A 3,850-nucleotide genomic window follows, 5' to 3' on the forward strand; every position below is an offset into this window, starting at 1 on the left:
TCCGTGCACACACCGATCGCGGTCTCGTTAATCGCCATCGACCGTCCGAGTGCGAAAGCGACTGCTTCGGCAAGCAGGCCGCCAGCGGCGGAGCTCATCAGCGCAACTGTTACGTCATGTGAAGGCGGACAGAAACGGTAAGCATAGGTCGTGTCGAAAAATGCACCGAAGAGCTCGGTCGCGGCGAGCTTTTCGGTGGATCTTGGCGCAAGTATCAGTGCTTGGCTGCCGCCGACGGCTCTCTGCTTGCCGTCCCGCAGGCAGACGATTTCAAGCTCAACCGGCAAGCTTTCGCCGGTTTCGTTGCTGACATGCACGTCAAGGCCGTTCGTGCCCTCGTCCGTCAGCAGCACTTGAATCGGGCGGCAGACGCGGCGCATGGCAAACCAACCCGGTTTCGGCTCGCCGGTGGAATCGACAACACCCCAACCGGGACCAGGCAGAATATCCTGAAGCGTCCAGACAAGTGCACCGTTGCAGTTTGAACCCTTGCGCCGCCATTCGGCGAAGGTTTCCGTCAGAACCTCGCCCGTCACGGCGCGGGACAAATCGAGATAGCGCTCCGGATTTTCCCGGCGCAGCGCCGCTGGGTCGACATGATAAAGTTCCTTCAGGTAGAAGTCGCGAACATCCTCGAAATCCCAGGAGGCGCCACGATCCCGCGGAACGCGAGCTTTCCACAGCGGACTATGGACTGCCGGGACATCCAGATGCCGCTGCAATGTTTTTTGTTGCGGTGCATGGGCAAAGGCGAGGGTTTCTGCAGCAAACCGGACGTCGGCGCGGCGAGCATCCTCCAGCGGGCGCATATAGGCACCAATGCCGTAATAGTGCGTAACGCCGGTATTTGGCGAGAAAGGCATGGCCCCACCGTGAGGGGAGTTCGGCACGTAGGGCACGTCGGGGCGCATACGCTCTGCAATCGCCGGGATGACGTCCTCCGTCAGCGGTCCGCGCCAGAATTCCTGCGGCAACCCGAGCATTGCCGCCTGTTGATAAATCTCGCTTCCGCCGCAAAGGACCGCGAGCGAAGGAGAAGCCTGCACTCCATGGATAAAACCCTCGACTTCGGCATGAACGTGGCCCGTGAAGGCCTTATCGCTTCGCGGGTAGTCGAAATTGGCGAACATGAAGTCCTGCCAGACAAGAATGCCGAGCTCGTCGCAAAGCTCGAAGAACTCTGGCGTCTCATAAGCCATCGTGCCGCCAATGCGGATCATGTTCATACCGGCGAAGGCAGCAAGGCGCAGAAAGGGCTCGTAGTTTGCGCGCGAACCCGGCAGGCGAACGATATCGGCCGTCGTCCAGACAGCACCGCGGCAGAAGACGGGCTCGCCATTTACCCGAAGGCCGAACCCGTCGCCGTCGACGCCACGATCGATTTCAATCCGGCGGAAGCCGGTCCTTCCGAGCGAGTATTCGGCGCCGTCCGAAACGAGCGTCAGTTCGTAAAGATGCGGGAGACCGTGCGTATGCGGCCACCAAGGCGTGACCTCCGGCAGCTTGAGGATCGCCGAATAATGATTTCCGCCGATCTTCTCAAAGCCTTGCTCCACCTCTCCACAGCGAAGCAGCATGTCGGGATTTTCGGCATCCGCGTGCAACGAAACGCTGAGGCGGCCAACGCCATTTTCCAGCACAGCCCGGATCGAGACATTATCGATCGACATCACACTGCGGCGAACAAGCGTGATCGGCCGCCACGGCCCGACAGCATGAATTTCGGGGCACCAGCCAGGCATGTGCCCAAGCAGCGTCGTACGAAAGTTCTTGAGCCCCTGCGGCGCGATCATCTGAGGACGCCAGCGGGCGCGGGCTCCGGGCTCGCTCAGACGGGGACCGAGCGCACGAAAACAAAGGACCAGGTCATCGCCGCCCAAAAGCGTGACGGGGATTTCATGCGCCGTGAACATGCTCTCGGAAGAGAGGATTTCCTGCCCGTTCAGAAAGACATGGCAGAGCGTCGCAAGCCCTGCGAAACGAAGGATAACCTCGCCAGGCTCGGCGTCGAAAAGCCGGCAGACGTACCAGGCGTCTTTCGTATTCAGGGGCTCCGGATTCTCGCGATCGAAGAGACCGGCGCGCTCCAAAGCGTCAGCCACAGTGCCGGGAACAGGTGCTGCTATGAACCTCGAAGACGGCGGGATGTCATGCGGCGTCAAGCAAGCTCCCGGTTCCGTCAGGACCAGATTCCAGCCTTCGGAAAGCAGGGTCTCTTCCGCACCGACGCTCGCCAACCGCCCCCCCATGCTCAAGCTCCCGGTATCAAAGCCGATCGGAAATCGAAGTCATCATGGCATCCCATGCATCTGCCGCCGGATCAAGCGCCGCCTGCAATGGCTCGAACTTCTTGCGCGTGACGGCGCGGGCAAGCTGAAACTGCACCGACTTCGCCACTTCGGAGATGCGCCGGGCATTCTCTTCAGCCTGCGCGAACCTGCCCGCAGAAAGCCACGCGAGGTGATCTGCGGCCAACTCGAAATTGGCGCCGAACTGGCGCAAGGTGTTGAAGGCATATTTGTGGAAGAAGCCGAAAGGGCGCTCGGCGACAACTTCCACCTGCTGCGGAAATTGCTTGGAAAAGGCACGGATCGGGTTTTCGGCAGGCCGGCGCGAGAAATGGACCTTGAAAAGACGGTGCGCCACATCGCCGATATAGTTTTCGCCTGCAAACGCCTCCGGAAGTTTTGCAAATTCCGTATAGGGCAGGAAGGGTGAATCCTCGTCCTTCAGATGCATTTGGAAGAGACCGTCGAAGTCCTCGCCCTCAAGCTGGAAATAGCCGGCATTGTGAAAATACTCAACGCGCTTGGCAGCAATATCCAGCCGGTTGATGGCGACGGTCGTCTTGCCGTGTTCGGAACGATAGGCCGTACCGTGGGTATCCGGCATATAGAAGGAGTCCATTTCGATCAGGCAAAGTCGGCCGCGCCTGATCTGTGTTTCGACGTGACGCTCGACGCGGTCAAAGATCGCGAGTTCGGTGACACGGATGCCGTAAAGCGCCTCGAGGTCTTCGAGCGGTACCTTGAAGAAGGTGAATTGATCGCCCTCGAAATCCTGCGTCAGCGTAAAGCCGAGCATCGCTTCAGGCGGCAGCCTGAGCGTGTTCAGCACTTCGATCCAGAGGTCGATATAGCAGTTGGTTTCCGGCCACATGCGTTCATTGGAATGCAGCGCATGCTGGCGGTAGCCATCTGGACGGATGGCCGGGAAAACGCAGGACATCGAACCGCTCAGCCCCACAGGGTCTTGCGCACATTCGCCGGCCATTCCGTCACGTCGAGCCCGTGATGATGGAACAGCGCAAGCGCGATGCGCTCGAGACCGAAGCCGACGCATGCAGTGTGCGCGACGCTGCCGTCCTCCAGGTTCAGGTCCCACTTCTGGCCGAAGGAGTCCTGATGATAGTTAAAGCTCATGCAGGCTGTCGGCTTGGCAGCCGACGTGATCGGGATCAGCAGCTCGAACTTCAGGTTCTGATCACGCTGGTTGTTGACCATCATCTTGCCGCCGCGGCCGAAAAATGGATCGTTGGCGACGTCGATGACGACTTCGAGGCCGAGCTGCTTCATCATCTCGACGCCGCGATCCATCCAGCGCTGACGGAAGTCGGTCACATGGCTTTCGGTGCCCATGCAGACATATTCGCGCATGCGGAAAAGCTGCTGGCGGGCGGGATCCTTCGACGGTTCATGACGAAAGCAATAGGACTGCAGGTCGAAGAGGCTGCCCTTCGCAGGTAGATTGCCCCGCTTGGCGATTGTCGGATAGAGAGGGTAGCAGGCAGCCGGCGTCAGCAAGGTATTGGATGCTTCCTGGCACTTCGACCAAACGTCGCCGGCATACA

The 3,850-nt window shown here is 59.8% G+C and carries 3 protein-coding genes; all 3 read right to left on the minus strand.

Annotation, left to right across the window (positions count from 1 at the left end):
- Positions 1–2,249 (minus strand): glycoside hydrolase family 2 protein (locus C9413_RS29230; RefSeq protein WP_170251280.1); only part of this gene is annotated, 2,249 nt, incomplete at its 3' end.
- A 16-nt stretch (positions 2,250–2,265) separates the two neighbouring features.
- Positions 2,266–3,228, minus strand: a complete 963-nt coding sequence (locus tag C9413_RS29235; RefSeq protein WP_039846438.1) for a DUF1839 family protein — start codon at positions 3,226–3,228, stop codon at positions 2,266–2,268.
- A gap of 8 nt (positions 3,229–3,236) precedes the next feature.
- Positions 3,237–3,850 (minus strand): amino acid--[acyl-carrier-protein] ligase (locus tag C9413_RS29240; RefSeq protein WP_170251281.1); only part of this gene is annotated, 614 nt, incomplete at its 5' end.

The organism is Rhizobium sp. SEMIA 4085 (assembly GCF_013004495.1).
GTDB classification, from domain to species: Bacteria; Pseudomonadota; Alphaproteobacteria; order Rhizobiales; family Rhizobiaceae; genus Rhizobium; species Rhizobium gallicum.

Coding starts and splice junctions, on each gene's coding strand:
- C9413_RS29235 (WP_039846438.1), bottom strand. CDS start 3,228: ATGTCCTGCGTTTTCCCGGCCATCCGTCCAGATGGCTACCGCCAGCAT.